The organism is Sphingomonas paludis, from assembly GCF_053502515.1.
The window spans coordinates 90,157-114,625 of the sequence record NZ_CP187558.1 but is presented as its reverse complement, the minus strand read 5'-3'; the positions used below and the strand labels follow the sequence as shown (position 1 = coordinate 114,625).

The following is a 24,469-nucleotide window of genomic DNA, read 5'->3' as shown; positions in this document are numbered from 1 at the left end:
GATACCGGGTTACGCCGCGGTGCGAACCCGGTTCCGTCCCTCCCGCTTCGCGGCGTAGAGCGCCCGGTCAGCTTCGCGCATCAGATCAAGGCCGGTCTGCCCCGGACGATGCGGGGCGACGCCGCAGCTGATCGAGCCGAGCACGGCGGTGCCGCGATCCTTGTGCACCGGTGCGCGGGCCACGGATTCGGTAATGCGTTCGCACGCCATCCGCGCCGCCGATCCGCCACAGGCGAACAAAATGACGAATTCGTCGCCGCCCAGCCGGGCGACAAGATCGTCGGGGCGCGTCCCGTCCTTTAGCCGCCGGGCGACTTCGCGCAACACATCGTCCCCGACCTGGTGGCCGAAACTGTCGTTCACGCTCTTGAACCGGTCGACATCGATCAGCGCCAGCGTGACCGGAGCAAGACCATTGGTCAGCCGCTGTTGCAGGTGCCGGTCGAAGCCCGCCCGGTTGAACAGGCCGGTCAGCGGATCGGTTTCCGCCGCACGCGCCAGTTCGATCTCCCGCGCCTTGCGGTCGGATACGTCGCGGATGGTGGCGACCACGCCCACCAGCCGCTGGTCGGACCAGACCGCTTTCAGCGCGACTTCGACCGTCATGCCGCGTCGGTCGGGCGGCTGGATTTCCAGTCGCTGGACCGTGTCGGTGGCCAAAGCCTGCGCCCAGCCATTGTCGAGCGATTCGGCCATGGTCGGGTCGAGCGCCGTCAGCGGCGTTCCGACCAGGGCCTGGGGCTGGCGGCCAAGCAACCCTTCGGTCGCGCCATGCGCCGACTGGCAGATGCCCCGATCGTCGTAATCGAGCATCCCGTCGATGGAGTGGGCCATGACCAGCTTCAGGCTTTCCTTGCGCTGGCGAAGCGCGGCCAGCGCATCGCGCCGGGCGCCGACCACCGCCGCGACGGGCAATCCGGTCAGCGACAGGCTGAGCAGATAGAATTGCAGGGCAAAGACCGCGTCGTCGCTATGCCCGAATTCGCGGAACAGGGGTCCCTGATCCATTGCGGTTGCCAGCGCGCCGACCAAGGCGACCACCATCACCCCGGTCTGCGCGGCCAGCCGCCCCGAACGGAAGGCGATCAGCAGCAGCGGCAGGAAGGGCACGAACAGCAAGGGATGGGGCGATGCAAAGAACACGGCCCAGGCGCATCCGCCGAGCAGGGCCAGCAGCCCGAGCGTTTCCGCCCGCTCGCGCACGGTTCCGCTTTGCCAGCAACGCGCCGGATCGCCAGCGATCAGCGCGCCGATGAACGGCGTCATCACCAACAGGCCCAGACTGTTGCTGAACGCCCAGCGCAGGAAGGATGGACCAAAGGCCTGATCGAAGCTGAACGCGCTGACCGTGGCCCCTGCGGCCGCGCCGGCGACCGGCGCGACGATGCCCGCCCACAGGATGAACCGTGTCAGGGTTTCGGCATCGGCCAGCAAGCTGCCCGACCGCACATGGCGCGCCAGCATCCAGGCGGCGAACAGCACCTGGCCCATATTGATCGCGCCGTAGAACAGGATGCCCGGCGTCCAGCCGCGCATCACCGCATTGGCCGCCAGATTGGCAGCCCATCCGGCAAGCAGGATGGCGGGCCAGCGTGCCCGCCCGCGCGACAGCAACAGCGCCAGGATGACGGCATCGGCCAGCCAGACGGCGGCGTGATTGCGCCCGTCGCTGGTCAGCCAGATGGTGCCGGCGGCCAGCAGGAAATAGGCGGCGGCACCGGCTGCCGGGACCGCAAGGCGCCGGATCGATTGCAACACCTTGTTCATCCCGGCATCCTAGGAACAGGGTGGTAAACGCCGGCCTAAAAATTGCCTGCGGCGACTACTTATTCCGTATGCGTAACGGCCTCAGGCTGCGACGCTGTCGGCGGCATCGGTGGGGGTTTTCCGCCATTTGACCGGGCGGAAGATGACGGTGAGCACCAGCGGCTCCTTGATGGCCGGTGCCGGGGTCAGCAGGAAGCCGTCGGGCGTGCAGCGATACAGGTCGTCGTCCGCCTCGCCCATGCCTTCGGTGATGGTGGTGGCCGGAGCGCCCTTTGGCAGGCCGTTATCGTCGAAATCGCTGACCCGGTGCCAGCTCGCCTCCTCTATCTGGACCCATTCCGCCACCGTGCCGAACTGGATGGCCGGGGTGAACTTGCCCGCGCCGATCGGCACGGCGATCCGGTACCAGCCATCGGCGGTCGGCCGGGCAGTAAAGGGCATGACGAGTTGCCCATCGGCGCTGGTCATGATGACGGGGATGTCGATGCCGCCGACCTCGAAATCCGAATTGCGGATGTCGAGCGCGAAGCGGCTGGCGGCGAACAGCGACAGGTTGAGCGGCAGGCCGAAGCTCTGCAGCTCGCCTGGGATGTACATGCGGCTGGTTTCGTTGATGTAGGAAAGGCCACGGCGGCGCAGGCCGGTCTGCGCATGGTCCTTGTCCACGAACTTCAGCATCTGGCCGGTGCCGAGATTCACGTCCTGATCGAAGCTTTCGAACAGCTTTGCCTCTTCGCCCGTCGGCATGAAGAACAGGCGCGTCATGGCGGCGGCGGCCATGCGGGTGCGGGCGTCCACGGTGTCGGATGCGGCGGGGGCGCGCTGGCCGCGATGCTCGACGGCGGCGGCGACATAGGCAAGGGCGCCGGCCTGAACCGCGTCGCGCGTTGCGTTCTGCTGCCCCTTGATATCCGCCTTTTCCCGGATCGGCGTGCCGTCCGCCTGATAGTCGATGGTCGACCCCTGAGCCACGTTGCACAGCTGTTCGGCGACGGCGACGCAGGTGCCGAGCGCTTGGACGAGGCGGAAGTCGTAGTTGCGGATATCGACCATGCCACGCTTGTCGTACCCGGTCAGCTGCTCCTCGCGCATGAACAGATAGCGGCCGGCGATGGTCAGGCCCATGCGCTGCTGAAGCATCGGGGTCAGGATGTTCTGGACCGTGCCGTTATAACCGACGTCGATCATCATCACCGCGTCGCCATGCTCGACGCCCGCGCGGGCGAGATGGGCAATGAGCTTGTCGGCGAACTTGTGGGTGCGGGTCAGGATCTTCTTGCGGAGCGCAGGATTGCGGATCGCCTTGACGAAGCCGGGGCGCGGATCGACGCCCTTTACCATTTTGGTGAACGGTCTGTGTTCGTTGTCGAACAGCAACAGGTTGCGGGCGACCGCTTCCGGCGGGATGCGGTTCAGCCATTCATGGACATAGGTGTCGATGGCGGCATCGTCATGGATGCCCGCACGCATCGACACGAAGCGGCTCGTCTCGATGGGCTGGGCGCCATAGTCGGGAAAGGTCGCGTCGAACACTTTCCAGGGCAGGAACCCGTCGCGCATCAGGAAGAGCGGCTTGACCCGCTTGCCGGTGCGCGCCGCCATTTCGTCGATTTCCTGGCGCAGCCACAGGGCAAAGGCGTGGAGCGAGGGGCCGAACACGTCATGGCCGAGGGCAAAGGCAGGGTCGCTTTCCTGGCGCAGCGCGATGGCTGCGCGGTGCGGCTGCAGGATGGGACGGCTGACGCGCATCGCGGGATCGATCATCGTCGCGGCGGCGCTTTCCAGTCGCAATCGCTGTTCGGCCGACTTGTCGAACTGGACGAGGTGGGCGCAGGGGATGCCGCGCTTGACGGCGGGGGCATAGTCGGCGCGGGGATTATCACCGATATGGAACATCTGGTCCGGGCCCAGGCCCAGTTCACCGAGCACGATGTCGAACAGCTTGCCCGCCTTGTGCGTACCATAGGCGGAGGAGACGAAGACGCGGTCGACCAGTGCCAGCACGTCGTCGCCCGCCGCGTGTGCGACCAGGCGGCGCAGCTGATCCTCGGTCAGATACATGTCGGAGACCAGGATGATCTTGAGACCGCGCGCATGGGCGGCGCGCATCAGGTCGATGGTGGGGGTAAAGGCCCAGACATGGCGCTCCTCCGCCTGCAACTCCGCCTCGATCAGCGCTTCGATCTCGGCAGGCGCAGCGTTGGGCAGCATCCGGCCGTAAATGTCGCGCATGACGATTTCTTCGCGGCCCTCGGCATTGCGGACGATCTGGCGACAGGCGGTTTCCGCCCAGAAGCGCGGCTCTAGCCCGCCGGCGATGCCGAGGTCCGCCATCACGTCGCGCGGGGCATGGGTGTTGCGCCAGACCAGCGTGTCCCAGCAGTCGAGCGACAGCGTGGTTACCCCATCGGGTATCCGGTCGATCAGGCCCGGCAGTTCATATCCGCGCACCTGAAGCTTCATCGTCATCGCGTCATCCCCCGTCTGGACGCAGTGAAATCATGGTTGATGGTTTATTGACGCGAAGGGTTGGCAAATGGTTAACGGCCGGGCGCTTGCCGCACCCGCAGCGGATGATAGGATCGGGCGCATGAAGTGGTTGATCCCCCTGTTTGTCGGCGCGCTGGCCTTTGCGTCCCTGATTGCCACCGCGCAGGAGGTTCAGCCTCCGGCGCCGCCCGCGCCGGTCGCCGGGGCGGATGCCCGCCTGTTCGAACTGCGCATCTATTATCCGGAGCCGGGCAAGCTCGCCGCGCTGAACGACCGGTTTCGCCAGCATACGACCAAGCTGTTTGCCAGGCATGGGATGGACAACATCGCATACTGGAACGACGCGCCATCAGCCGATGCGCCGGAGGGGCGGATCGTCTATGTCCTCGCCTTTCCCGACCGGGCGAGCCGCGATGCGGCATGGGCGGCGTTCGTGGCCGATCCCGAATGGCAGACCGTCGCCAAGGCGTCGGAAGCAAACGGCAAGCTGGTGAAGAAGATCGACAGCATCTTCATGACAGCGACGGATTATTCGCCGGGGATAGCTGGGGCGGAGTGACCGCATCCGACGCCAATGTGGTCCGGCGACCGCTGACCTTTGACAACACCGCTTCGAGCACAGGGGTCATTATGCGCAGGCGGCGGGCCTTGATCGCGATGTCCCATAGCGGCTCGAACTTCTTCCAACCGGCTGCGTAGAAGAAGTGCTTGGCGCGGTGCTTCGCACCCGAATGGGTAAGCGCACCGCGCGCGATGTTCCGCCAGCCGTAGAAATCACCATAGGCCTTCCAATATCCCTGTTCCAACGCCTGCGGTGTGAGCCGGGCAGGGCGAAACACCACATGGCGGGTGTCGTAGCGGTTCCAGTCATGGGTCGTGATGCGTCCTTCGGCCACCATCCGGTCGTACAGCCGCGTGCCGGGATAGGGCGTCTGGATATGGAAGGTCGCCGTGGTGATGCCGTGGCGGACCGCCCAGTCGACCGTGCGATCGAAGACGTCTGGACCATCGGCATCCATGCCGAAAACGAACGACCCGTTGATCATGATGCCGAGATCGCTCAGCCGCCGTGTGACCGCCGCATAGTCGCGGGCAAGGTTCTGCTTCTTGTTGCTGTCGCGAAGATTTTCCGGGCTGAAGGTCTCGAACCCGACGAACAGGCTTCGAAGCCCGGCCGAAGCTGCGCGCTCGATCAGGTCGCCACGTAGCACGCTGTCGACCGTGGCTGCGCCCTGAAACAAGCGTCCCATGCCGCGCATGCCTTCGAACAACCCTTCGGCAAAGTGGCGATCGCCGAGCAGATGGTCGTCCAGAAAGTAGAGGTGACGGCCCGGCAGGCGGTCGATCTCGGCCAGCGCCTCATCCACCCGCTGGGCATAGAAGGAACGACCGCCTGCGAAGAACGCGTCCTTGTAACAGAAATCGCAGTGCTGCGGGCATCCGCGCGTGACGACGATCGAATTGGGCACCAGGTAAAGGTGGCGCTTGATCAGGTCGCGACGGATCGGCGGGATATGATGCAGCGTGCGGCCGCCGGTCGAGACATAGCGCGGCCGGGGGCAGCCGGCACGCAAATCGGCAAGGAATTGCGCAAAGGTCTGATCGCCTGGCCCAACAAAGATCGTGTCGGCATGGGCGGCGGCTTCGTCCGGCAGCGACGTGACGTGCAAGCCGCCCAATGCCACATGGCATCCGCGTGACCGATAGAGATCGGCCAGCGCATAGGCGCGATAGGCGTTGGTGATATAGACCTGGATGACCACGAGGTCGGGACAGTCATCGGTGGACAGCGTCTCGACATGATCGTCGATCAGATCGACCGTATCTTCGGGCGCGAGATGGGCGGCGAGCGTGGCAAGGCCGAGCGGCGGAAACAGCGAATATTTGATCGGACGCCAGAACGGGCTCTTTGCCTCGGTCAGTGCGGGCAGGATCATCTTGACGTGCATGGCCATTCCTCCTTCGTTCCGAGCTGGGTGTGTCAGGAGGCGCGATGAGCGGCATGAGGGGCGGATGAACCTTTGCTGAAATCGGCTCGAACGGCGCTTGGTGGTCCGGTCGACGCGGGCTAAGGGTCGCCCGGTCAAAGGGAGCACGGGCATGGGTGGCTGGACGATCGGGATCATCGGGGGCTCCGGCCTGTACGGCGTCGAGGGGGTCGAGGACGGGCATTGGGTGGAGGTGCATTCGCCCTGGGGCCAGCCGTCGGACGAACTGTTCGTCGGGCGCATCGGCCATGTGAAGGTCGTGTTTCTGCCCCGGCACGGACGGGGGCACCGGATCAGTCCGTCCGAGCTGAACGCCAGGGCCAATATCGATGTGCTGAAGCGGCTGGGGGTGACGGACGTGCTGTCGATTTCCTCGGTCGGGTCGCTGGCGGAGGAGCGCGCGCCGGGCACGTTCACCATCGTCGACCAGTTCATCGACCGGACGCGGGGGCGTCCGTCGAGCTTCTATGGGTCGGGCATGGTCGCGCATGTCTCCATGGCCGATCCCGTCTGTCCGCGCCTGTCCGCGCTTGCCCGCGATGCGGCCGTTGCGGCGGGGGCCGAGGTGCATGACGGCGGCACCTGTCTGGTGATGGAAGGACCGCAATTCTCGACCCGGGCGGAGAGCAACCTGTATCGGGGGTGGGGCTGTCACGTCATCGGCATGACCGCGATGCCGGAGGCGAAGCTGTGCCGCGAGGCGGAGCTGCCCTATGCGCTGGTCGGCATGGTGACCGATTATGACTGCTGGCGAGAGGGCGAGGAAGCGGTGGATGTGGCGGCGGTCATCCGCCAGCTATCGGCCAATGCCGAAAAAGCGCGCGCGCTGGTGGTCAACCTGATCCGTGCCCTGCCGGAAGTGCGCCCGGCCAGCCCGATCGACACGTGCCTCGACGCGGCGCTGATCACTGCGCCGGAGGTGCGGGATCCCGCGCTGCTGGACAAGCTGGATGCGGTGGCGGGTCGGGTGCTGGGCTGATCGCATAAAGCCCCTCCCCTGAAGGGGAGGGGCTTTAATGATCGAGCGGCCCGGCGCGACCTATTTCGCCGCAGTCCAGTTCTGTGTCTGGCAGAAGGGGCCCCAGCAGCCCTTGACCTCAAGCCCCGCGCCCGCGCGCTTGACGATCGAGCGATAGGTCTTGCCGCTGCGCGGATCGTAGATCTGGCCGCGCCAATCGGCCTTGTCTGCGGTGAAGCCGGTCAGGATGTTCATGCCCTCGATCGGGCGGGTGCGCTTGGCGGGATCGGGATTGTTGGCGTCGCGCGCGTTCTTTGGCGCCTCCGGGTCCAGCACCTTGGCGATGCGGCCGCAGAGTGACGAGCCGCAGGGCGCGATTTCGACGACCGCCTTGCCGCCGGGAGTGAGCCAGCGGCCGGTGATGGGCGTCGGTGCGGCGGCGAGCGCGGGGGTGGTGGCGAGGACCATCGCGGCCAGCATGATCGTCTTACGCATCGCACACTCCCGTTCCAATGAAGTGGCGTTAGGCCAGCGGGGTTGGGCGGAATTATGGCCGGGCCGAAAAAAGGGCGCAATTAGCGCTGGATGAGCGGCACGGGGCCTGCCGCACAGTCATCCGTGTTCCGCGAAGGCGGGAGCTAGCGTGAGTGTCGGGTTTGGCTGCTCTGGGCTCCCGCTTTCGCGGGAGCACGGGTGGTTTTGATCGTCACCCCGGCCCCTTCGACGCCACAGGCGGCGTCGAAGGGGCCGGGGTGACGGTGGAGGTTACGCCGCCAGCTTGCGCAGGACGTAGTGGAGGATGCCGCCGTTCAGGAAATACTCCAGCTCGTTGGCGGTATCGATGCGGCACTTGGCGTGGAAGGTCGCGTTGCTGCCGTCCGCGCGGGTGACGATCACCTCGACATCCTGGCGCGGCGACAGGGTGGCGACGCCGCGGATAGTGAAGCGTTCATCGCCCGTCAGACCCAGGGTTTCGCGGCTGGTGCCTTCGGCGAACTGGAGCGGCAGGACGCCCATGCCGACCAGGTTGGAGCGGTGGATGCGCTCGAAGCTTTCCGCGATCACCGCGCGCACGCCGAGCAGGTTGGTGCCCTTTGCCGCCCAGTCGCGCGACGATCCGGTGCCATATTCCTTGCCCGCGATGACGACCAGCGGGGTGCCGTCCGCCTTGTGCCGCATGGCTGCGTCATAGATCGGCATGACTTCGCCATTATAGTGGGTCATGCCGCCTTCGATGCCGGGGACCATCTCGTTCTTGATGCGGATATTGGCGAAGGTGCCGCGCATCATCACTTCATGGTTGCCGCGGCGCGCGCCATAGGAGTTGAAATCCCCCTTCGACACCTGATGCGATTGCAGGAACAGGCCCGCCGGGCTGTCCGCCTTGATGCTGCCCGCCGGGCTGATGTGATCGGTGGTGATCGAATCGGCCAGGATCGCGAGCGGCTTTGCCTCGATGATGTCTGCGACCGGGGCCGGGGTCATCGTCATCCCGTCGAAATAGGGCGGGTTGGCGATATAGGTCGAACCGGCGCGCCACGAATAGGTGCCCGATCCTTCGACTCCGATCTTCTGCCAGTGCGCGTCACCGGCATAGACGTTGCCGTAGCGGCTGCGGAACATCTCGTCATCGATATTGGCGGCGACGGTCAGCGCGACCTCTTCGTTGGTCGGCCAGATGTCCTTGAGATAGACCGGGCCATCCGTGCCCTCGCCGATCGGGGTTTCGGTGATGTCCTCGGTCACCGTGCCCTTCAGCGCATAGGCGACGACCAGCGGGGGCGAGGCGAGGAAGTTGGCGCGCACGTCGGGCGACACGCGGCCCTCGAAATTGCGGTTGCCCGACAGGACCGATGCAGCGACGATGTTGTTGCCGTTGATCGCCTTGCTGATCGGTTCGGCCAGCGGGCCGGAATTGCCGATGCAGGTGGTGCAGCCATAGCCGACCAGGTTGAATCCGAGCGCATCGAGATCGGCCTGAAGGCCCGATTTCACCAGATAATCGGTGACGACCTGGCTGCCGGGGGCGAGCGAGGTCTTGACCCAGGGCTTTGGCTTCAGGCCAAGCGCGTTCGCCTTTTGCGCGACCAGGCCGGCGGCGACCAGCACGCTGGGGTTCGAGGTGTTGGTGCACGAGGTGATCGCGGCAATGACGACGTCGCCGTCGCCGATGTCATGGTCGCGGCCCTCGACAGGCGTGCGCTTGGCCGCGGCCTTTTTATAGACGGCGGCGAGGTCGCCGTTGAACACGTCGTCGACATTTTCCAGGCTGACCCGGTCCTGCGGGCGCTTCGGCCCGGCTAGGCTGGCGGTGACGGTGGCCATGTCGAGTTCGAGCGTGTCGGTGAAGATCGGATCAACCGCATCGGCCTCGCGCCACATGCCCTGCGCCCGCGCATAGGCCTCGACCAGCGCCACCGTCTGCTCGTCGCGGCCGGTGAGGCGCATATAGTCCATCGTCTTGTCGTCGATGGGGAAGAAGCCGCAGGTGGCGCCATATTCAGGCGCCATGTTGGCGATGGTCGCGCGGTCGGCCAGGCTCATGCTGTCGAGGCCGGGGCCGTAGAATTCGACGAAGCGGCCGACGACGCCCTTGGCGCGCAGCATCTGCGTGACGGTCAGCACCAGGTCGGTCGCGGTGATGCCTTCGCGCAGCTTGCCGGTCAGCTTGAAGCCGACGACTTCGGGGATCAGCATCGACACGGGCTGGCCCAGCATCGCCGCTTCCGCCTCGATGCCGCCGACGCCCCAGCCGAGCACGCCCAGGCCGTTGACCATCGTGGTGTGGCTGTCGGTGCCCACGCAGGTGTCCGGATAGGCGATCATCGCGCCGTCGGTGGCGGACGACGACCAGACGGCGTCAGCGATATATTCCAGGTTCACCTGATGGCAGATGCCGGTGCCGGGGGGCACGACCTTGAAATTGTCGAGTGCCTTCGACCCCCATTTCAGGAATTCGTAGCGTTCGGCGTTGCGGCTATATTCGAGTTCGACATTTTCCTCGAACGCCTTGGGCGTGCCGAATTCATCGACCATGACCGAGTGGTCGATGACGAGATGGACGGGGACCAGCGGATTGATCTTGGCCGCGTCACCGCCCAGCCGCGTAATCGCATCGCGCATCGCAGCGAGATCGACCACGCAGGGCACGCCGGTGAAATCCTGCATCAGCACGCGGGCCGGGCGATACTGGATCTCGCGTTCCGGCGCATTGGGGTTCTGCTGCCAGTCGACGATCGCCTGCGCATCCTGGGTCGTGACGGTGACGCCGTCCTCGAACCGGAGCATGTTTTCCAGAAGCACCTTCATCGAAAAGGGCAAGCGGTTGATATCGCCCAGTTTCGCCGCCGCCTTGGGCAGAGAGAAATACTGATAGGTCTGGCCCCCGACAGTCAGGCTGTCACGGGTGCCGAGCGTATCCTGGCCGATGGCGGTCATGCGCGTCCTTCCAAATCATGTCTGTGCCGGGCGGCCGGGGGGCGGCGGGCCGCCCATTCCCTGTCATCCACCACCCGCGCTGGGAGATTCCTGTCGATACCTGGGGGCGGATAGCAAGGGATGGGGCGGCGGAAAAGCCCGAGATGGTGCATTGCGTTATTCATTCTGGCCCGCGCCTATCCAGCGCTGGCTTTTTGTGCCGATTGGCGGCATCCTTCCCGTCCGGAGGTGGCACTTGGCCAGCTGGATCGACCGGATCACCTGCGCCGACCGCATCACGCACGTCATCGACGTCTGCCGGGAAGAAATCCTGGCGCGCGGGGCAGCGATGATCAGCTATCATTTCGCCTCGGCCTTTGGATCGCAGACCGGCGACAAGGTGATTTTTTCGCAGTTCGGCTTTCCCGAGCCGTGGATCGAACGGTATCGCGATCCCGATTTCCGCCGGACCGACCCGGTGACCGAGTTCATCATGCAGGCCGGTCGCCCGATGCGATGGGACGCGGCGCTGGCGGCGCAGGTGCTGACCAGCGAGCAACAGGCGTTCGTTGACGCGTTCCGGGCCATCGGCATTCCGGCCGGGGTGGGCATCCCGCTGTTCGGGCCGAACGGGCGCAACGCTTATTGCGGCATCGGGTTCGACCGCGAGCTGGTGCCGGGCGACCGGCGGATGATCGGCCGGATGGGGGCCATCGCCCAGATGGGTCATCGCCGCGTCGTCGAGCTGTTGACCGACCGGGGCGAGGAACCGGTGCGCGTGTCCGGTCGGGAAAGCGAGGTGCTGCACTGGATGGCGCGGGGCAAATCCAATGCCGACATCGCCGTCATCCTGGGCATTTCGCCAGCGACCGTCGATACGTTCGTCCGGCGGTTGTTCGACAAGCTGGGCGTCAACGACCGGATCAGCGCGATCGTGCGTGCGCTGGGCGAGGGGCTGGTGCGGTTCTGATCCATCCACCGGGCGGAACCCGACGCGATGCTGTCGGGTTGAGGAAGGAGGCAGACAGGAGAGAGATCATGCCCACCGACCGCGATGCCATGGACGAAGCGATGAACCCGGGGCACGACAGCCTGCAGGAAAACACCGAAAGCCGGACCAAGGCGAAATCGAACGCCACCCAGGGCGCACCCAATATCTCGACCGAACATCAGCGCCCGGGCGATGCCGGGATGCCCAGCGACACACTGGATCGCGGGCGGCCGCAGGAAGAGGATGACGGCGGCCGGCGCAGTTCGCTGACCGGCGACTGATCCGGCCCCGTTCCGGGATCGGCTGAGCGCATTTCAACCCTATTCCCCTGTCGGTGCGGCCTGTTAAGGCGGCATCAGGCAGGGAGGCAGGGATGACGTCGTTCGATCTGATATTCGCGGTGTTCGGACTGTTGCTTGGCCTGGCCATTGCCGAAGTACTGCAGGGTTTTGCCCGCGTGCTGAAATACAAGCGCGGCGAAGAGGCGGTGTATATCGGCTGGCTGACCCCGTTGCTGGGCCTGCTGGTCATCCTGGACCTGACCAGTTTCTGGTTGATGGCCTGGGATGCGCAGGGTCAGTTCAGCGCCAATTACCTGACCTTGGTCGCGATCCTGGTGGTGGTCGGCATCTATTATCTGGCGGCGTCACTGATCTTTCCGGACGAGCTGGAAGAGCGGATCGACCTGGATGCATGGTACAAGCGGCAGAAGCGGTTGGTGATCGGCGGCCTGCTGGCCGCCAATATCGGCACTTGGATCGGTCAGGCGGCGCTGGAGGCGGTTGCGCCGTCGCCCGAAGTGCCGCTGGACCAGGCGATCGACACCATCATCGTGCTGTGCGGCCTGGGCATCCTCGGCACGCTGATCGCGCTGTTGTTCGTCAAGCGGCGGCGGCGGAACATCGTCCTGTTGTCGACGACCATCGCCCTGCTGCTGATCGGCGGCATCGCGGAAAGCATGGCCTGACCCGCCGTCCCCCGGCGGCGAGCGAGCGTCAATCGGCGAAGGGATCGCGGACCAGAATCGTGTCCTGACGTTCCGGGCTGGTGGAAACCAGTGCGACCGGGCACTGGATCAGTTCCTCGATCCGGCGGACATATTTGATCGCCTGAGCCGGGAGCTGCGCCCAGCTGCGAGCGCCTGCGGTGGATTCGTGCCAGCCGGGCATGGTTTCATAGATCGGCTCGACCGCCGCCTGATCGGCGGCATGGGCGGGGAAGTGATCGAGCACTTCGCCGTTCAGGCGATAGCCGGTGCAGATGCGGATTTCGTCGAACCCGTCGAGCACGTCGAGCTTGGTCAGCGCAATGCCGGTGACGCCGCTGACCGCCACCGATTGCCGGACCAGCACGGCATCGAACCAGCCGCAGCGGCGCTTGCGCCCCGTCACCGTGCCGAATTCATGCCCGCGCACGCCCAGCCGCTCGCCAGTCTCGTCTTCAAGCTCGGTAGGGAAGGGGCCGGAGCCGACGCGGGTCGTGTACGCCTTGGCGATGCCCAGCACGAAGCCGACCGCGCCCGGCCCCATGCCCGATCCGCCCGCCGCCGTCCCGGCGATGGTGTTGGACGAGGTGACGAAGGGATAGGTGCCATGGTCGATGTCGAGCAGCACGCCCTGCGCCCCTTCGAACAGGATGCGCTTGCCCGCCGCCCGCGCCTCGGCCAGCTGTTTCCAGACGGGCCGCGCATAGGGGAGGACGAAATCGGCGATGCCGCGCAGGCTGTCGAGCAGTTCCGCCCGGTCGATCGGCGCGACGCCGAAACCGGCACGGAGCGCATCGTGATGCGCGCATAGCCGGTCGAGCTGGGGGTCGAGGCTGTCCAGATGGGCGAGATCGCACACGCGGATCGCCCGCCGGCCGACCTTGTCCTCGTAAGCGGGGCCGATGCCGCGCCGGGTGGTGCCGATCTTGCCCGCGCCGCTCGCATCCTCGCGCATCGCATCCAGATCGCGGTGAAAGGGCAGGATCAGCGGGCAGGTATCGGCGATCATCAGCGTGTCGGGGCCGATGGCGACGCCCTGGCCGCGCAGTTTTTCGACCTCGGCCTTCAGCGCCCAGGGATCGAGGACGACGCCGTTGCCGATGACGCTGGGGGTGCCGCGCACGATGCCGGAGGGGAGCAGCGAGAGCTTGTACACCTTGTCGCCGACGACCAGCGTGTGGCCGGCATTGTGCCCGCCCTGGAACCGGACGACGACGTCGGCGCGCTCCGCCAGCCAGTCGACGATCTTGCCCTTGCCCTCGTCGCCCCACTGGGCGCCAATCACCGCGACATTGGCCAAAGCTGAAATCCCTTTATCCTGACCTGCAGAACCGGCAGCGCCCTAGGCGTTGGGGACGGCGGCGTCCACCCTTTCGTCCAGCGCGGCGCGCAGCGCGCGGGCCAGATTGTTCAGCGCAAAGGGCTTGGCAAGCAGGCGGGTGCGCCCCCAGGGTCCGTCCGAAACGCCCTGTTCCGCCGCATCCCGGTCATAGCCGGTGGTGAACAAGACCGGCAGTCCCGGCAATCGTTCGAGCACCGCCGCCGCCAGTGCGCGACCGCCCATGTCGGGCATCACCATGTCGGTGAACATGAGCGACGGCCGCAGGCCGGAATCGATCAGCGCAAGCGCGGTCCGGGCGTCCGCCGCCTCGTGCACGCGGTAGCCGAGCGACACCAGCGCATCGAGCGAGAGCGAGCGCACCCGCTGTTCATCCTCGACCAGCAGCACCGATTCGCCGGGCTTGGCGACGGGCATGTCCGAAAGGATGGCGTTGGCACCGATCGCGTCCGTCCCCTGTTCGCCAAGCGGCGCGCGCGGCAGGATCAGGACGACGCAGGTCCCCTGTCCCAGGGTGCTGTCGATACGGACTGACCCGCCGGACTGGCGTGCGAACCCGAAGATCTGGCTGAGGCCGAGGCCGGTTCCCTTGCCCACCGCCTTGGTCGTGAAAAAGGGTTCGAAGGCGCGCTCGATGACTTCCGGCGCCATGCCGGTACCGGTATCGGTCACCGAAAGTTCGATGTAGTCGCCCGGCGGGACCTGCCACGGGTCGGCCGCCGCCCGGTCTAGCGTGCGATTGGCGCAGGTCAGCCGGACCACGCCGCCATCGGGCATGGCGTCGCGGGCGTTGACGCACAGGTTCAACAGTGCGTTTTCCAGTTCCCCCGGATCGGCGAGCGCCGGCCAGGGCAATGGTTCGAGATCGGTTTCGACGCGGACCCGTTCGCCAAGCGTGCGGTCGAGCAGGTCGGTCATGCCGGCGATCAGCGCGCCGGGATCGATCAGCTGCGGCGCAAGCGGCGACCGCCGGGCAAAGGCCAGCAGCCGCTGGGTCAGCGCCGCTGCCCGTTCCGCCCCGTCGCGGGCCGCCTGGACGTAGCGGGACACATCGCGTTCCCCGTTGGCCAGCCGCCGTTCGAGCAGGTCCAGCCCGCCGATCACCACGGCGAGCATGTTGTTGAAGTCATGGGCGATGCCGCCGGTCAGCTGGCCCACCGCCTCCATCTTCTGTGCCTGGCGCAACTGTTCCTCGGCCGCCATCAGCTGACGGGTCCGTTCCTCGATCAGCCGTTCCAGATCGGCGCGGGACCGGGCGAGCACTTCACGGGCATCGACGATTTCCTGAATGTCGGTGCAGGTGCCGAACCAGCGGATGATGCGGCCTGAATCGTCGCGCACGGGGGTCGCCCGACCCAGCACCCAGCGATAACCGCCGCTGCGATGGCGCAACCGGTATTCGATGCGATAGGGCGCGCCGGTTTCCAGGCTGTGCCGCCAGCGTTCCCAGGCCCGTGGCTGATCGTCGGGATGAAAGATATCCGCCCATCCCGCACCGTCGGTGGACCCGTAAGGCACCCCGGTAAAGTCATACCAGCGGTCGTTGAAATAATCGTGATGCCCGTCGGCGCGGGTGGACCAGACCATGGGATCGATCGAGTTGGCGATCGCGCGGAACTTGGCCTCGCTTTCGCGCAGGGCCTCGACCGCTTCCGCCCGTTCCACTGCGTCCCAGCAGGTGTCGGCCACCGCGCGGACCAGCGCCACTTCGTCGGCGGTCCAGTCGCGCGGGCTGGCCTGGCTGACATACAGGCTGGCCACCCAGTCGCCGTTGCGCAGCAGGGGCACGGCGATTCCCGCCGGGGACAGGCGCGCCGCCGCCGTGCCGGCATGGGCGGGGTCGCTGGCCGCATCGCGGATCACCAGCACCTCGCCAGCGCGATAGCGGGCGCGCACCGCATCGCTCAGCATGTCGGCCGGCATGGTTCCGGTCAGCGGGGGCAGCACGCCGTCGGTCCAGCAGCTGACGAAATCCAGCATTCCGTTATCTGCCGGCCGGATGAAGCCCACGCGGTTGGCACCCAGCCGAACGCCCAGCGATTCGACCGACAGATTGAGGACGGTCAGTGTATCGCGTGCCGCCCGCAGTCGGTCGTCCAGCCGGGTGAGGAAGGCGCGGGTCTGGATCGCGGCTTCCAGTTCGCGCGCATTGTCCCGGGCGATCCGTTCGGCCTCAGACCGTTCGGTCACATCCTGTGCCTGGATGAAGATGCCCACGACGTCGCCATCCGCCCCCCGGATCGGCTGGAACACGAAATCGAGGGTGCGTTCGACCGCCGCCGCATCGGGAATCCGCGCCAGGGCAACACGCGCATTTTCGGCGCGATAGGGCCGGCCGGTGGCATAGACCGTGTCGAGGATCTTGCCGAACCCCTGTTCGATCACCTCGGGCAGGGCGGTGGCAACGGGCAATCCGATGATCCGTTCGCGCCCCACCAGTTCGAAATAGGCCTGGTTGGCCAGTTCGAAGCAGTGATCCGGGCCGGACAGGATGGCTATGGCGCCGGGGGCCTGTTCGAACAGGTCGCGCAGCCGCTCGATCTCCGTCGATCGCCGCCGCCGCATCAGCACCTGTTCGGTGGTTTCGTTCCCCTGGTTGAAGATGCCGACAATGTCGCCGCTGTCGTCGCGGATCGGCGTGAAGCTGTAATTCCAATAGGTTTCGGTCGGGACGCCGTCCCGTTCCAGCATCAGCATCTGATCGAAGGTCGAAAAGCCCCGCCCCGTTTCCAGAACCGAGCGGAACTGTGGTTCGATCGTGTCCCAGATGTCCGGCCAGACCTGTGCCGCCGGCTGGCCGAGGCAGGCGGGATGCCGTTCGCCGGGAATGAACGACCAGGCATCGTTGTACAGCAGTCGCTGGTCGCGGCCCCAGTAGATCGCGGTAGGCAAGGTCGATCCCAGCGCCAAGCCAAGCGTGGTACGCAGGGTGTGCGACCAGTGTTCGATCGGCCCAAGGGGCGTCGACGACCAGTCGAACGCCCGGATGCGTGCGGCCATATCGCCGCCATGGTCAAGAAAGCGCATCCCCATCCCGGCAAGCGATGGGGATGCGCAGGGGCGGTGTCAACCGCTCGACAGGCGGACGGAAGGGGCTATGTCTTTGGAGGACGGACATAACGGACGCAGGAGTGGATGGGATGAAGCTGGCAAGCCTGAAACAGGGCCGCGACGGACGGCTGGTCGTGGTATCCGACGATCTGGCCTGGTGCGCCGATGCCGGGCACATCGTACCGACGCTGCAGGCGGCGCTGGACGATTGGGACCGGGTGGAGGGCGATCTTCGCAATCTGGCCACCGACCTGGCGCATGAGGCGATTCCGATGATGCGGTTTCACGAGCGGCAGGCGGCGTCGCCGCTGCCCCGCGCCTATCAATGGGCGGACGGCAGCGCCTATGTGAACCATGTCGCGCTGGTGCGGCAGGCGCGCGGGGCGGAGATGCCGGAGAGCTTCTGGCACGACCCCCTGATCTATCAGGGCGGCAGCGACGGTTTCCTTGGGCCGCGCGATGCCATCCCGCTGAAGGACGAGGCCTGGGGCTGCGATCTGGAGGCGGAGGTGGTGGTCGTGACCGGCGACGTGCCGATGGGGGCGAGCCGGGACGAGGCGCTGGCGGCGATCCGGCTGGTCGGGCTGACCAACGACGTCTCGCTGCGCGGACTGATCCCGGCTGAATTGGCCAAGGGGTTCGGATTTTTCCAGTCGAAACCGGCCAGCGCCTTTTCGCCGGTATTCGTGACGCCCGATGCGCTTGGCGAATGGTGGCGGGACGGCAAGCTCAACCGGCGGCTGAATGTCGACCTGAACGGCCAGCCCTTCGGCCGGGCCGATGCAGGCGCGGACATGACGTTCGATTTCGGCACGCTTATCGCCCATGTGGCGAAGACGCGGGCGCTGGGCGCGGGGACGATCATCGGATCGGGCACCGTGTCCAACCGCGATGCGGACGGCGGGCCGGGCAAGCCGATTGCCGAGGGCGGCCATGGCTATAGCTGCATCGCCGAGGTGCGGACGGTGGAGACCATCCTGCGCGGTGCGCCGGAAACCCCGTTTCTGAAGGCGGGCGATACGGTGCGCATCTGGGCCGAGGATGACCGGCATCACCCGATTTTCGGTGTGATCGAACAGACGGTAGTGAGGGTCTAGCTTCGGCAGGCGATATAGAGCCGTAGCGCTATAGCGGACTAATTCACCCCGTTGCGTTCGGGCGCGACGGGGCTAGGCTGGGGGCATCCACCCAATTCGCGGGAGTAACCGAGTTGAACCGCCATGCCCTTTGCCTGTCCCTGCTGCTGTCCGCCGCCATGCCGATGACGGCCCATGCCCAGACCGCGCCCGCCGCTGCGGCGACCGTCGATCCGGCGCCGCTGCTGAACGAATGGACCGGCCCCTATAACGGCGTGCCGCCATGGGACCGGGTGAAGCCCGCCATGTTCCCGGCGGCGTTCGAGGCGGCGATGGCGAATGCGCGCACCGAGTTTGCCGCGATCCGCGACAATCCGGCCGCGCCGACCTTTGCCAATACCATCGAGGCGCAGGAAAAGGCAGGCGAGCAGATGAGCCGCCTGTTCGCGGTGTGGGGCGTTTACCAGTCCAACCTGGCCGGGCCGGAGGTGCAGACCATCGCCCGCGAATGGAGCCCGAAGCTGTCGGCGTTCTTCAGTGAACTGAACCTCGATCCCAAGATGTTCGCGCGGGTGAAGGCGGTGTATGACGGCCGGGCCAGTGCCGGGCTGAACGCCGAGCAGATGCGCCTGCTGGAGCGCAGCTACCGTGATTACGTCACCTCCGGCGCGCTGCTGGACGAGGCGCAGAAGACGCGGGTGAAGGCGATCAACCAGGCATTGTCGCGCGCATATACCGAATTCAGCAGCCGCGTCCTGAAGGACGAGGAGACCGCGATCCTGGTCACCGCCGAAGCAGAACTGGCCGGGCTGCCGGACAGTTTCAAGGCGTCGCTGGCCGAAGAGGCCAAGGCGATGGGCAAGACCGGCTGGGCGATCAAGAACACCCGTTCCTCGGTTCAGCCGACGCTGATGTACGGCACCAACCGCGACCTCCGCCGCCGGGTCTATACCGCGTTCGTCAATCGCGGCGATAATGGCGATGCGAACGACACCAATGCGATCATCGCCGAGATCCTGAAGTTGCGTCAGGAGCGCGCCAAAATCCTGGGCTTCGAGACGCACGCCCATTACCGCATGGACGATACCATGGCGGAAACGCCGGACAATGCCATGAAGCTGATGATGGCGGTGTGGCCTGCAGCCGTCGCGCGGGTGAAACAGGAAGTCGCCGACATGCAGGCGGTGGCCGACAAGGAGGGCGCGAAGATTACCATCGAGCCCTGGGATTACCGCTTTTACGCGGAGAAGGTCCGCAAGGCGAAATACGACCTGGATGAGGCGGAGGTGAAGCCGTACCTTGAGCTGAACAACATGGTCGATGCCATGTTCTGGTCGGCGAACCGGCTCTATGGCCTGTCGTTCAAGGAGAATACGGGGACGATCCCCGTGTTCGAGCCGAATGTCCGTACGTTCGAGGTGAGCCGCGAGGGTAAGATCGTCGGCGTGTTCTACCTCGACAATTTCGCCCGCAGCGGCAAGCGATCAGGGGCGTGGGCGACCAGCTATCGGGGCGCGTCGGGCCTGTCGGGCGAGACGATCCGGCTGGGATCGAACAACAACAACTTCACGCGTGGCGCGGCAGGCGAGCCGACGCTGATCAGCGTGGACGATGCCTCCACCCTGTTCCACGAATTCGGCCATGCCATCCACGGCTTTCTGACCAACACCTATTATCCCGGGCTGGCGGGCACGCCGCGCGATTTCGTGGAATATCCCAGCCAGGTGAACGAGAACTGGTTGCTGACCCGCGAAGTGCTCGACCGGTTCGCCAAGCATTACCAGACCGGCGAGCCGATGCCGCAGGCGCTCGTCGACAAGATCGAGGCGTCGAGCACGTTCAACCAGGGGTTCGACACGGTCGAATATCTGTCGAGCGCGATCGTCGACATGAAACTGCACGACCGAACGTCGCCGGTGACCGATCCGGATGCGTTCGAGCGCGACACGCTGACCGAACTGGGGATGCCCAAGGAGATCGTGATGCGGCACCGGCTGCCGCAGTTCAATCACCTCTTCTCGTCCGACGCCTATTCGGCGGGCTATTACAGCTATCTGTGGTCGGAGACGATGGACGCCGACACCTGGGCGCTGTTCGAGGAAAAGGGCGTGTGGGACAAGGCGACGGCGGACAAGTTCCGCGAGACGCTGCTCTCCACCGGCAACGAGACCGACCGCAAGGTCGCTTACCGCGCGTTCCGCGGCCGCGACCCGGACGTGAAGGCTTTGTTCAAGCGGCGCGGCTTTCCGACCGAATAAGCAGCTCGCAACAAAAACGGGGCCGGAAGCGGGTTTGCTTCCGGCCCCGTTTTCTTGGGCGCTGTAAGCCGATTACATCCGGCCGCGCAGCGACAGGCCGATGATGCGCGGTTCGTTGACGAAGCCGGTCAGGTTGTTGAAGTCGATGCCGCCCTTCACATTCTGTTCGTCGGTGATGTTGCGAGCGAAAACGGCCACCTCGAAGCTGCCGTCCTGCTTGGCATAGCCGACGCGCAGACCGCCTTCCCACTGGTCGTTCGCAAAGAATTCGCGCGACTGATAGAGGAAGAAGTTGGTGTAGCCCTGATACGCCCAGTCGGTGAAGGCAAACAGCTCGCCGCCATTGCCGACCGGGATGGAATAGCGGGCGGTGACGTCCGCGATCCATTCGGGCGCGTTGGGAAAGGGATTGCCGTCCACCAGAGCGCGGGTGTTGCCGCCGATCGAGACGGTCGGGTCGGTGACGGTGCACTGGGCACAGATGCCGACCGCCAGCGCGTCGTCCTGAATCTCGGTATCATTGTAGCTGAGGCCGCCGGTCAGCACGAAATTGGGCGTGACGCGGACTTCGCTGTCGAATTCGAAGCCCCAGGCCTTGCCCTTGTCGGCATTGACCAGCTGGATCAGGTTGCCGGCGCCGCCGACGGCGGTGAACTGCGGATCGTTGACGGTGTAGGTGAATACCGCGCCGTTCAGCCGGACGCGGCGGTCGAACAGCTCGGACTTGAAGCCGCCTTCGAACGACAGGATGGTTTCCGACCGCGCAACCGAGGGCGGATTGAAGAAGGCGACGTCGCGGCCCTGGATCGTGGGCGCGCGGAAGCCGTCGGCGACCCGGGCATAGACGCTGACCGTGGGAGCCAGGTCGTACATCGCGCTGACGTCCCAGCTGACGCGTTCGTCGCCAACCTCTCGGTCGGTGGCGGGGGTTCCGCCGACGACGCTGAACTGCTTGTCGTCATCGGTGTAGCGCGCGCCCGCCGTGATCTTGAAGGCGTCAGTGAACTGATAGGTCGCCTGGCCGAAGGCGGCCCAGCTCTGATTCTGGTGCCGGACGCGGGTGGGGGGCGGGAAATCGAACCCTTCGGTCAGGACGGTGAAGTCGCTGTCGAAGAAGAAGGCACCGACCTGCCAGGCGAGCGGACCGCCGGTGTCGCTGGCAAGGCGCACTTCCTGCGTCCACTGATCCAGGTCGATCGAATCCTGCGTATCGGAGGGGAAGGGGATGAAGCCCGGGCCGGTGACGAGGTTGCCGCCGTCCACGTCCGCGCGGCTGCGCCCATCGGCATTTTCATAGGCAGTGATCGAGGTCAGCGTCGCGCCGCCGAAATCATAGTCGAGGCGGAGCGATCCGCCCACGCCCTTGTACCGCTGCTTGTTGCCGCCGCCGGCATCCAGCGCCACCTGGTCGCGCCGGAAATTGGCGTTCAGATCGTTGTTGCCCGGGCCGAGGATGTTGGCGCGGAAAATGGCCGCGGCGCCATTGCCGCTGAAATCGCGGAAATGGACATTGGCCAGTGCCCGGAAATTCGCGCCGGGGGTAAAGAGCAGCTGGGCGCGGCCGGCCACTTCGTCATAGGCACCGAGCGCATTGTCCTGGCCAGTGAAGGTATTGTCGATCCAGCCGCCGCGATGCTGGTACAACCCCGACACGCGGATCGACAGGATGTCGGTGACGATCGGCACGCCGACGCCGAATTCCCCGTTGAGCGAGCCATAGCTGCCATAGGACAGCGACCCTTGCGCGCTGAGTTCATTGCCCGGCTTGACGGTGTCGAACTTGATGATGCCGGCGGGCGTGTTTCGGCCGAACAGCGTGCCCTGCGGCCCGCGCAACACCTCGACCCGTTCCACATCGAAGACCGGGGAGGATTTCAGCGCGACATTTTCCAGCACCACCTCGTCCATGATGACCGACACCGGCTGCGATGCGGCAAGGTCGAAATCGGTGTTGCCGAGGCCGCGGATATAGAAGCGCGGGGCGACGCGGCCATTCGAGCTTTCGGCGAACAGGCCGGGGACCCGGGTGGCGAGCGCGGTGATATCGTTGCCCGAATCGAAAATGGTCTGGATGCGGCCTTGATCCAGCGTGGCGACCGAGACCGGCACGTCCTGGATATTCTCGCTGCGGCGCTGGGCGGTGACGACGATATCGGTCAACTGGCCGTCGTCGGCGGGCGGTGCGGCATCCTGTGCCAGCGCGGGCGTGGCGGCCAGCACGGCGGATAGCAGCGATGCGGTTTGGATCAGACGAGCGCGGGACAATGCGAGACGTGCCATGGAGACCCCCGGTCAAAATCAAGTCCGGCCGCGCTCTCGTTCCATGAGGCGCGGCCGGACGATGGGATGAAAGCATCCGCTCCTGGGCATATGGCGGTTGTATCCCCGCCTGAACGGGCCGTTGCCAAAAAATTGTCATGATGGCGAGTGCGAATAACGATCAGAGCCTGCCCACCGAAACGATCCTGCGCTCCCTGTGGCTTTGGCGCATCATCCGTTCTTTTGTCATGGTGGATGCGCGGAGCGCTCGCCAAGCCGCTTGAAATAAAATAACAATGATTTCGACGAGTCCCGGCAGATGACCGGGCGTGGGAGAGCCGATGACCGACCAGCGCCCCGGCGCCAACCGCCCGCCACTCCGCCTGCATGTGCCGGAGCCGAAGTTCCGGCCCGGCGATGCCGTCGACTTTGCCGATGTCGACGTGCCGCCTGCGGGCAGTGCGCCCCGCCCGGACAGCGCCGCCCCTGCCGACAGTTTCCACGAGCTGGCCTTCACCCTGGTCCGGGTGCTGGACGAGGATGGCCAGGCGGTCGGCCCGTGGAACCCGCGCCTGTCGCCGGACGTGCTGCGGCGGATGCTGCGGCTGATGGCGCTGACCCGTGCGTTCGACGAGCGGATGTTCCGTGCCCAGCGGCAGGGCAAGACCAGTTTCTACATGAAGTGCACGGGCGAGGAGGCGGTGTCGATCGCCGCCGCCATGGCGTTGGCCGCCGACGACATGTGCTTCCCCAGCTATCGCCAGCAGGGCATCCTGATCACGCGCGGATACAGCCTGGTCGAGATGATGAACCAGATCTATTCGAACCGGGGCGACAAGCTGCAGGGCAAGCAGCTGCCGATCATGTATTCCAGCCGCGAACACGGATTCTTCTCGATCAGCGGCAATCTAACGACGCAATATCCGCAGGCGGTCGGCTGGGCGATGGCGAGCGCCGCCAAGGGCGACAGCCGCATCGCGGCGACCTGGTGCGGCGAGGGATCGACGGCAGAGGGCGATTTTCATTCCGCGTGCACCTTTGCCAGCGTCTATCGCGCGCCCGTCATCCTGAACATCGTCAACAACCAGTGGGCGATTTCCAGCTTTTCGGGCTTTGCAGGCGCAGAGGCGACGACCTTTGCCGCGCGCGCCGTCGGGTATGGCATTGCCGGCCTGCGCGTGGACGGGAACGACGCGCTGGCGGTCTATGCGGCGACGCTATGGGCAGCGGAGCGGGCGCGGACCAATCAGGGACCGACCCTGATCGAGCATTTCACCTATCGCGCAGAGGGGCATTCCACATCGGACGATCCCGGCCAGTATCGCAGCGCGCATGAGGCGAGCGAATGGCCGCTGGGCGATCCGATCGCGCGGCTGAAGGCGCATCTGGTGGCGATCGGCGAATGGGACGACGAACGCCACGCGGCCATGGACCTGGAACTGGCCGAAGAGGTGAAGGCCGCGCAGAAGGAAGCGGAAGCGAACGGCATTCTGGGCCACGGCCTGCACCAGCCGCTCGACACGCTGTTCGACGGGGTGTTCGAGGCAATGCCGTGGCATTTGAAGGAGCAGCAGGGACAGATGCTGGCCGAGGAACAGGAAAGCGGGCGGCCATGGGCACGGAAGTGAACCTTCAAATCCTCTCCCCATTCGGGGAGAGGATAGCGCGGCTTGGCGGCGCTAGCCGACTAGCGCAGCTTGGAGAGGAGGCTTGCCTGGCCTCCACCCCTCTCCCAACTCCGACTAGGCAGCGAGCTGCCGAGTCTGCGTATCCGCTGCGGGGTAAACAGCGCCCCGCGCTGTTTAGGTCATGCTGGGAGCATGGCCGACCCCGCAGCCCCCTGAAGGGGCGAGGGCTATGAGTACCGAACCCATCGACCGCATCGCCCCG

The 24,469-nt window shown here is 65.8% G+C and carries 16 protein-coding genes; 8 read left to right on the top strand and 8 right to left on the bottom strand.

From position 1 onward, the window contains the following. Positions 1-9 precede the first annotated feature (9 nt). Positions 10-1,767 (bottom strand): diguanylate cyclase domain-containing protein, encoded by a 1,758-nt coding sequence (locus ACPVPU_RS00520; protein WP_448658956.1) that lies wholly within the window; start codon positions 1,765-1,767, stop codon positions 10-12. An 81-nt stretch (positions 1,768-1,848) separates the two neighbouring features. Continuing rightward, positions 1,849-4,236 carry an HAD family hydrolase gene (locus ACPVPU_RS00515; RefSeq protein WP_448658955.1) on the bottom strand — a complete coding sequence of 796 codons (2,388 nt, stop codon included), beginning with the start codon at positions 4,234-4,236 and terminating at the stop codon, positions 1,849-1,851. Positions 4,237-4,357: 121 nt separating this feature from the next. Here ACPVPU_RS00515 and ACPVPU_RS00510 point away from each other — a divergent pair, with 121 nt between their 5' ends. Continuing rightward, entirely contained in the window at positions 4,358-4,816 is a 459-nt protein-coding gene (locus tag ACPVPU_RS00510; protein ID WP_448658954.1) for an NIPSNAP family protein, read from the top strand. Here the strand turns inward: ACPVPU_RS00510 and ACPVPU_RS00505 are convergent. Next, on the bottom strand, positions 4,770-6,206 hold the full coding sequence (locus ACPVPU_RS00505) for a B12-binding domain-containing radical SAM protein (RefSeq protein WP_448658953.1): 1,437 nt from the start codon (positions 6,204-6,206) through the stop codon (positions 4,770-4,772). The two genes, ACPVPU_RS00510 and ACPVPU_RS00505, sit on opposite strands and share 47 nt — an antisense overlap. 151 nt (positions 6,207-6,357) lie before the next feature. Here ACPVPU_RS00505 and ACPVPU_RS00500 point away from each other — a divergent pair, with 151 nt between their 5' ends. Beyond that, the gene (locus ACPVPU_RS00500) at positions 6,358-7,224 is read left to right on the top strand and encodes an S-methyl-5'-thioadenosine phosphorylase (RefSeq protein ID WP_448658952.1); all 867 of its coding nucleotides are present in this window, start codon (positions 6,358-6,360) and stop codon (positions 7,222-7,224) included. Between the two features lie 60 nt (positions 7,225-7,284). Here the strand turns inward: ACPVPU_RS00500 and ACPVPU_RS00495 are convergent, their stop codons facing one another. Both ACPVPU_RS00495 and acnA read right to left on the bottom strand, forming a co-directional pair. Then, positions 7,285-7,698: a DUF2147 domain-containing protein gene (locus ACPVPU_RS00495; protein ID WP_448658951.1), complete on the bottom strand. Its 414-nt coding sequence runs from the start codon at positions 7,696-7,698 to the stop codon at positions 7,285-7,287. A gap of 270 nt (positions 7,699-7,968) precedes the next feature. Then, complete coding sequence (gene acnA, locus ACPVPU_RS00490; RefSeq protein WP_448658950.1) at positions 7,969-10,641, bottom strand: aconitate hydratase AcnA; 2,673 nt, start codon at positions 10,639-10,641, stop codon at positions 7,969-7,971. A gap of 235 nt (positions 10,642-10,876) precedes the next feature. Between acnA and ACPVPU_RS00485 the strand changes: the two genes are divergently transcribed. The 3 genes from ACPVPU_RS00485 to ACPVPU_RS00475 all read left to right on the top strand — a co-directional run bounded on the left by ACPVPU_RS00485 (position 10,877) and on the right by ACPVPU_RS00475 (position 12,578). Beyond that, a complete protein-coding gene (locus tag ACPVPU_RS00485) occupies positions 10,877-11,590 on the top strand; it encodes a helix-turn-helix transcriptional regulator (RefSeq protein ID WP_448658949.1) in 714 nt (237 codons plus the stop codon). A 68-nt stretch (positions 11,591-11,658) separates the two neighbouring features. After that, positions 11,659-11,892, top strand: a complete 234-nt coding sequence (locus ACPVPU_RS00480) for a hypothetical protein (protein ID WP_448658948.1) — start codon at positions 11,659-11,661, stop codon at positions 11,890-11,892. Positions 11,893-11,984: 92 nt separating this feature from the next. Further along, positions 11,985-12,578: a hypothetical protein gene (locus tag ACPVPU_RS00475; RefSeq protein ID WP_448658947.1), complete on the top strand. Its 594-nt coding sequence runs from the start codon at positions 11,985-11,987 to the stop codon at positions 12,576-12,578. A 28-nt stretch (positions 12,579-12,606) separates the two neighbouring features. On the opposite strand, the gene ACPVPU_RS00470 is transcribed toward ACPVPU_RS00475, so the two are convergent. Beyond that, a complete protein-coding gene (locus ACPVPU_RS00470; RefSeq protein WP_448658946.1) occupies positions 12,607-13,896 on the bottom strand; it encodes an adenylosuccinate synthase in 1,290 nt (429 codons plus the stop codon). 42 nt (positions 13,897-13,938) lie between these two features. Next, positions 13,939-16,935 (bottom strand): PAS domain-containing protein, encoded by a 2,997-nt coding sequence (locus tag ACPVPU_RS00465; RefSeq protein WP_448658945.1) that lies wholly within the window; start codon positions 16,933-16,935, stop codon positions 13,939-13,941. A gap of 140 nt (positions 16,936-17,075) precedes the next feature. Here ACPVPU_RS00465 and ACPVPU_RS00460 point away from each other — a divergent pair, with 140 nt between their 5' ends. Both ACPVPU_RS00460 and ACPVPU_RS00455 read left to right on the top strand, forming a co-directional pair. Continuing rightward, the gene (locus ACPVPU_RS00460; protein ID WP_448658944.1) at positions 17,076-18,083 is read left to right on the top strand and encodes a fumarylacetoacetate hydrolase family protein; all 1,008 of its coding nucleotides are present in this window, start codon (positions 17,076-17,078) and stop codon (positions 18,081-18,083) included. Positions 18,084-18,196: 113 nt separating this feature from the next. Further along, a complete protein-coding gene (locus ACPVPU_RS00455; protein WP_448658943.1) occupies positions 18,197-20,320 on the top strand; it encodes a M3 family metallopeptidase in 2,124 nt (707 codons plus the stop codon). A gap of 72 nt (positions 20,321-20,392) precedes the next feature. Here the strand turns inward: ACPVPU_RS00455 and ACPVPU_RS00450 are convergent, their stop codons facing one another. Continuing rightward, positions 20,393-22,600 (bottom strand): TonB-dependent receptor, encoded by a 2,208-nt coding sequence (locus ACPVPU_RS00450; RefSeq protein WP_448658941.1) that lies wholly within the window; start codon positions 22,598-22,600, stop codon positions 20,393-20,395. Between the two features lie 320 nt (positions 22,601-22,920). Here ACPVPU_RS00450 and ACPVPU_RS00445 point away from each other — a divergent pair, with 320 nt between their 5' ends. Further along, complete coding sequence (locus ACPVPU_RS00445; RefSeq protein WP_448658940.1) at positions 22,921-24,207, top strand: thiamine pyrophosphate-dependent enzyme; 1,287 nt, start codon at positions 22,921-22,923, stop codon at positions 24,205-24,207. Positions 24,208-24,469: the final 262 nt, after the last annotated feature.